Annotated in this window: 7 protein-coding genes; 3 read left to right on the forward strand and 4 right to left on the reverse strand. The window is 64.8% G+C overall.

The window, feature by feature from the left end; all coding sequences use genetic code 11:
• The first annotated feature begins 501 nt into the window (after positions 1 to 501).
• From ACFYPN_RS33530 to ACFYPN_RS33540, 3 genes are all read left to right on the forward strand, one after another.
• Positions 502 to 3,198, forward strand: coding sequence for a DNRLRE domain-containing protein (locus ACFYPN_RS33530; RefSeq protein WP_358766227.1), 2,697 nt, complete (start codon positions 502 to 504; stop codon positions 3,196 to 3,198).
• Between the two features lie 16 nt (positions 3,199 to 3,214).
• Complete coding sequence (locus ACFYPN_RS33535; RefSeq protein ID WP_358766229.1) at positions 3,215 to 3,544, forward strand: hypothetical protein; 330 nt, start codon at positions 3,215 to 3,217, stop codon at positions 3,542 to 3,544.
• A gap of 235 nt (positions 3,545 to 3,779) precedes the next feature.
• Complete coding sequence (locus ACFYPN_RS33540; RefSeq protein ID WP_358766231.1) at positions 3,780 to 4,349, forward strand: SUKH-4 family immunity protein; 570 nt, start codon at positions 3,780 to 3,782, stop codon at positions 4,347 to 4,349.
• On the opposite strand, the gene ACFYPN_RS33545 is transcribed toward ACFYPN_RS33540, so the two are convergent.
• The 4 genes from ACFYPN_RS33545 to ACFYPN_RS33560 all read right to left on the reverse strand — a co-directional run bounded on the left by ACFYPN_RS33545 (position 4,290) and on the right by ACFYPN_RS33560 (position 6,112).
• A complete protein-coding gene (locus tag ACFYPN_RS33545) occupies positions 4,290 to 4,889 on the reverse strand; it encodes a transposase (protein ID WP_389303669.1) in 600 nt (199 codons plus the stop codon). The two genes, ACFYPN_RS33540 and ACFYPN_RS33545, sit on opposite strands and share 60 nt — an antisense overlap.
• Before the next feature lie 41 nt (positions 4,890 to 4,930).
• Positions 4,931 to 5,425 carry a winged helix-turn-helix domain-containing protein gene (locus ACFYPN_RS33550; protein WP_358766233.1) on the reverse strand — a complete coding sequence of 165 codons (495 nt, stop codon included), beginning with the start codon at positions 5,423 to 5,425 and terminating at the stop codon, positions 4,931 to 4,933.
• Positions 5,426 to 5,498: 73 nt separating this feature from the next.
• Complete coding sequence (locus ACFYPN_RS33555) at positions 5,499 to 5,780, reverse strand: hypothetical protein (protein ID WP_358766235.1); 282 nt, start codon at positions 5,778 to 5,780, stop codon at positions 5,499 to 5,501.
• A gap of 107 nt (positions 5,781 to 5,887) precedes the next feature.
• Positions 5,888 to 6,112, reverse strand: a complete 225-nt coding sequence (locus ACFYPN_RS33560) for a hypothetical protein (RefSeq protein ID WP_358766236.1) — start codon at positions 6,110 to 6,112, stop codon at positions 5,888 to 5,890.
• Between the last annotated feature and the right edge of the window lie 147 nt (positions 6,113 to 6,259).

A 6,259-nucleotide genomic window follows, 5' to 3' on the forward strand; every position in this document is an offset into this window, starting at 1 on the left:
TACGAACGCAAGGCCGACCACTTCCTGGCCTTCACCAGCATCGCCTGCACTCTCATCTGCTACCGCAGGCTCGCCAAATGAGATGACTTCTTAGTGGCACGAATCCTCAAGACCGCGTCCGAGGCGGCGGCTTCGGCCTGGGGCTCGCCGGGCGGGGTTCGCGTTCCTGGGGTGTGGCGGGGGTCCGGCGAGTTCGTTCGTGCTTGATCGCGCTGGTCCGCGTTGGGGGAGGGGCCTGTGCTGAGCATCAGCGGGAGGCGTCGACCGCACGAATGCGCCGTTTGGGGACCGGATCGGCAAATTGAGGTCAACTGGCTTATATAGGACTGAAGTTGCGATATCGCATTCTTCGCATCGCAATGTCTCAATCTCATCGGTAAAGGCAAAAGTTGGCCAAGATCGTGCAATGTGTGTTTACATCTCGCCACTAACGATCATGCGCGTTCGGTCGCCGGGGGGTTACATCCGAAGGCAAGGGGGCGCGCCCTGGGGAGTACCACGATGAAGAAATCATTGCGTGCCAGCGGCATCGCGATGTTGACCGCGGGGGCCGTGCTACTGGCCACGCCGAACATCGCTGTCGCCGCGGACCGGCCGACCGCGGACGAGACGGCCGGAAACGAGGCGGAGCGGGCCGTCTCCACGCTCCTGGACTCGGTGAAGTCGCTGGAGGCTCATCCGATCACGGAAGCCGAGAGCGCCGAAGCGGCCCTGGCGGCTGCGCAGGTCCAGGACCGGAAGGTCGAGATCCTGCAGATGCGCACGGAGACGGACACCGTCTACGCCAACCCGGACGGCACGCTGACCCGGAAGTCCGCGGCCGGTCCCGTCCGGATGGTGCAGGACGGTCGTTGGGTCGACGTGGACGTCGACCTGCACAGCGGCGCGGACGGCGATGTCGTCGCCAAGGCGCACCCGGAAGGGCTGAGGCTGGCCGGGAAGGGCGGCACTCTGCCGCGGTCGCTGAAGGCCGCCGCGGCCGCCCCGCAGACCACGGCACGCGATCTGGTCACCTTGGGCAGCGGCGACACAAAGATCGCGGTCCAGTGGAAGGGCGGCCTGCCCGCTCCTCAGCTGTCCGCCAACGTCGCGACCTACCCGGACGCCGTCCCGGGCGGCGACCTCATAGTCGAGGCGACCCGGACCGGTTTCGAGCAGTACCTCAAATTGCGGCAGGCTCCGCAGGACGGCGCTCCGCTGGAGATCCCGATCGTCCTGCCGGACGGCATGAACGCCGCCCCTGGCATCGACGGAGGCATCGACTTCGTCGACAGCGCCGGTGAGACTGTCGCCGTCATGCCCGCCCCCACCATGTGGGACAGTCAGATCGATCCGCGCTCCGGCGAGCACACCAATCGCGAGAAGGTCGCCATGGAGGTGACCCAGTCCGGAAACACCGCACAGCTTTCCCTGCGCCCGGACGCGAAGTGGCTCACCGACCCGGCGACGCAGTACCCGGTCACGATCGACCCCGCCACGGATGCCCTCGACGTCCTGTTCGACACGTTCGTCCAAGGCGGTGACACCACCGACCAGTCCGCGAACGTCGACCTCAAGGTCGGCTGGCCTGGTGACTACGAGGGAACCACCAAGCGCGTCGCGCGCTCGTTCATCACCTTCCGCACGGAGAACTTCTCCGACGCCCTGGTCTCCAAGGCGTCCCTGAAGCTGTGGAACTACCACTCGTGGTCGTGCGACGCGCGCGGCTGGGAGGTCTGGGCCGCGGGAGCCGCAGACAAGAACACCCGCTGGACCAAGCAGCCCCAGCTGACGGAGAAGATCGCCACCTCCACCGACACCAAGTCGGCCGCCTGCAACAACGCCGGCTGGGCCACCACCGACATAACCAAGCTGGCGCAGACCTGGGCCTCGGCCAAGGCCGAGAGCGGCTCCATCGCCCTCAAGGCGGTCGACGAGGCGGACACCTACGCCTGGAAGCGGTTCTACTCGGCCAACGCCACCAACCAGGACCAGATCCCCACCCTGGAGGTGACGTACAACTACCGCCCCTACAACGGAGCCAACCTGCAGGCCGGAGCCCCGTTCATCTCCACCGGCGGCATCTTCAAGGTGAACACCACGACGCCCCTCCTGCGTTACTCCACCGTCGACTACAACGGCGAGGACGAGGTCACCGGTACGTACGAGATCACCGACACGGCCACCGGCACGGTGGTCACCACCATCAACGCCGCCCCGGCGCCCGCCAACAGCACCTCGCAGGTCAAGGTCCCCGCCGGCAAGCTGACCACGGGCAAGACCTACAGCTTCCGTACCACCAGCTTCGACGGCACCCACTACGCCAACGGATGGTCCGACCCCGTTCGCTTCACGGTCGACACCGCGTGGAAGCCGACGACAGCCGAGAACGCCCTGGGCCTGGCCAACACCTACTCCGACGCCGCCGACATCACCGCGGCGACCTCCTCGGACGCCGACTACGCCTCCATCGCGGTGACGGAAGAGAACGTCGTCTCCGTGCCCTGGGACGGACTGAACAACACCATCAACGTGCAGAACGGCCTGATGCCCAACAAGCTGACGATCCCTTCCGCCAGCACCAGGGGCACACAGGTCGGCGGCAACGTCGTCTACACCTCGACCGGACCGGTCGACACCGTAGTCCAGCCCACCGCCGACGGCGGCTCGCGCACGCTGAACATCCTCAAGAACAGCACCGCCCCCCACGACTACGAAACCGGCTTCACCCTTCCCGCCGGTATGACGGCCGTCACCCACGACGACGGTTCCGTCTCCCTCTACTCCGCCGGTGACGAGAACGCCGAGCAGGCCCCCACCACGGACGCCGCTGGATTCTTCGACGCCCCCTGGGCCAAGGACGCCAACGGAAACGACGTCCCCACCAGCTACAAAGTCGTCGGCAACAAGCTCGTCCAGCACGTCGACTTCGACGCAAGCAGCGCTTTCCCCATCGTGATAGACCCCTCCTGGTGGTCCACCACCAAGAAGATCATCCTGTGCAGCGCGGCCATCGCTGGATTCATCCTCACCTTCACGCCGGGCGGATCCTCGAAGCGCATCCTCACCGCGGTCAAGCTGGTCAAGAAGATCGGCGTCAAGAAGACCGCGAAGCTCATCCAGACCTACGCCAAGCGACGCAAGCTGACCGCCGCGCACCGGAAAGCGATCACCGCCCTGCTCGGATACCAGGGTGTCAAGAAGGCATGCAACTTCTGACCAGGGAAGGACGCCAATGATCGCCATCGCAGCCGCTGCAGCGCAGATCGTCGCCATCCTGCTTCACCGCTGGCGCACGGATTCACCGGCCTCTCGTACCATTCCGTGGGCCTACATGGCCGTAGGCCTGGGGGCATGCGTAGCGGGATGGCTCATCATCGGCCTGCCCGCAATCGAGGGGGGAGACCTGGTTCTGACCATCGTGTTCGGCATACTCATCGGATCGGAGACCGCCACAGCGGTCAAAGACCTGTCCGGCCGAGCGTGGGCAGCCTGGGCAACAGCCGCAGCCTGCGGTGTTGCATCATCGACCTGGCTCCTGCAAACCCCGTTTCCCTTCACCTGACACGCCCTGACGACGATGCCCCAGCATCCTCCGCCACCCACTGCCCCCTGCAGGCAGACGCTTTAAGTACAGGCAGAACACGTGTGGCTGGTCCAGGAGTAACCCTGGACCAGCCACACACTGGCGTTAGGGACACCCGTGAGGAACAGCGCGCCGAACCGCGCACCACGCCCAGGAGGCGCCAGTGAATCTCCCCTCGTATTGAACTTGAATCCATGATGTCGGGGTCTGCCGCATGGTGCTGGGGGCCCGGATCGCGGTTCCCACGACGCGGGAGAACGAGGATGATGTCCGCGTGATGCGAGACCTGCCGCCGTTGTCCTTGCCCCAGTACGTCGTGGTCCGTATCGGCTGCTCACCAGAGGTGCCCACTGAGATCGCCGCCGATCTGCGGGAGATCGGGGTCCCGGCGGGGCTGATCGGCTATGAGTACCAACCGCTGGCCGAGGCGACGGTCCTCGGCGGGATGGACGAGAGCGGGTTGGTCGTCTTTGGGACCAGCGGCCTGTTTGGACACATCGCCATCGAAGTGGCTTCGCGCCGCATCGTGCACATGCCCATGGCCGAGTCTTCGACCACCAATCACGTGAACAGGGACCTCGAAGCCTTCCACCGGTGCGTCGCGGCCACCATCGCCCGCTTCCCGTTCTACGAAGAAGGCGATGAGGACAGATTCGAGGAGGCTGCGGGCGACCTCCGCGAGCTCCTGGCCACCCTCGATGACACCGCGCTCGCACACAACGGGCTATGGGAGACCCTGTGTGACGACGTCGCGATGGGTGACTACGCGAACTGGGAGGACTGAAGCACGTCGGCCCTCCAGCGTCAGGCCTGTGGCCGTCAGGCAGCCGTCGACCAGCTCTGGTCGGTACTGGATCCTCTTGAGGCGACGCTTCACGGCTCGGGTGATCTGGACGAGGTCCGCGGCGGCGAGGTTGCCGATGTCGCGTTTGACCAGCGACCAGACGCCCTCCTGCGGGTTCAGGTCCGGGGCGTAGGTCGGTAGTTGGAAGACGGTGAGCCAGGTGGCGTTGGCTGCGAAAAACTCCCGTAGCGGCGCGACCAGGTGCATGCGCAAGTTGTCCCAGACCAGGACGATCGGGCCGCCGAGCTGCGTGTGGGCACGGACAATCAGGTCGCGGTAGTCCTTCCAGCCGAAACCCTTCGGTTCGTCCTTACGGCCCCGGTACTCGCGGACCGCGTAGATCAGACGAGACCGCTCACCGGGCTTGTAGCAGGTCATCCCCGCCATCGAGACGCGACCCGAACCGCGTCCGCGTACGCGTACGCGGACGACCGGAGTGACGCCCAGGCGGCCCCAGGTCCTGGCACGCGGCGGGGTCATCGACTGGCCGGCCTCGTCCTCGAAGACCACCCAGGCGTTGTTCACCGCCGCGGTGCTCTTACCCGCGGCCAGACCTCCCGCCTCCACAGCCCCACCGCATCGTCGTCGCGCTCGATCGCCCGCCGGGCGGGCTGCTGCCATGACCATCCGTGCCGTCGAAGCAGCCGCCACGTACCCTCCACCGTGTACGAGACGTGGAACAGGCGACCAATCAACGTCTTCACCCGGGCCAGCGTCCACCGCTGATCGGCCCAGCTGTGCGGCAGCGGTCCGCGCTCCAACTCCCGTGCCAGTCGCGCTATCTGTGTGCCGGAGAGTCGAGGTCTACCGGGAGATCCCTTCGATGCCACCCCGGCCAGACCGTCCTCGCGCCACTGGCGCCGCCAGCGCTCCACCGACCGCTCCGCTACACGCAACGAGGCAGCGATCTCCCGGTTCTTCGCGTCGGCCTCGAAGCCAGCCACGGCCTGGAGCCGGACCCGCTCGCGCGCGATCCTTTCAGCGTCGGTCAAGCCGCCGCCCTGCGGATATCTCACCCAACAGGACTACCGGCGCCGCCCGCACGCTGTCCCGCAATCAGCCCGACATCACCCGATCAAGTTCAGTAGGTTAGGGAGTAACGAAGGAGAGAATATCTGTTTCTTCCAGAATATCGACCATATCTAGGCTTTGAGCGGCCACGCGGAGCTTTTCGTACTCCGCTACAGCAATGAACACGCGGAAGAATTTGATGATGTGAGAGAAGTCATCCAGAGCCATTTCAGCTTCATCATGCTTGATGGCTTCGGCAGCTGACCTCAAGGCACTTTGAGCCGGGTGAGATGCTTCCAATCTTCCTCGAACTTGAGCGATCACCTCGCTGAGAATTTTTCCCGATTCGTTTCCTTGCACGACTTCCCCTCTTCGCACCCTGTTTTAGGGAGACTGTCGGCCGTGCTCCCGGGACGAAGGATTCCCGGGAGCACGGCGATCGTAAAATTCGGGCTACATACTTCCCGTCATCGACTGGGGTTGATGTAGGCGGACATCACACCGACGGGCTTCCCATCAGGCGCCGCGAAGGTGCAATAGAACACAGTAACCGTGTACTTCGTCTTCGTGCGGCTGCAGGAGCATTCCTTCTTCGAGTAGGTGTAGGTGATATCCCACTTGCCATCCATGGAATTACCCCACTGGTAGAACCAATTACCCTTCTCCAGCGCCTTCTTGAGGTCGCTGAGCATGCTGGATTCGCTCCTCCAGGAGCTGTCCTTGCCCTTGCCGACGTGCCGGTCCCTAAGAGGATGTCTCACGTGGCGATCCTGGTGAGTTTCCTGTAGCAGGTCAGGGCGGCTGCGAGCCCGAGGAAGGCGAGGAAGTGGGAGCCCTTG

Source organism: Streptomyces sp. NPDC005576 (genome assembly GCF_042871745.1).
GTDB lineage: Bacteria > Actinomycetota > Actinomycetes > Streptomycetales > Streptomycetaceae > Streptomyces.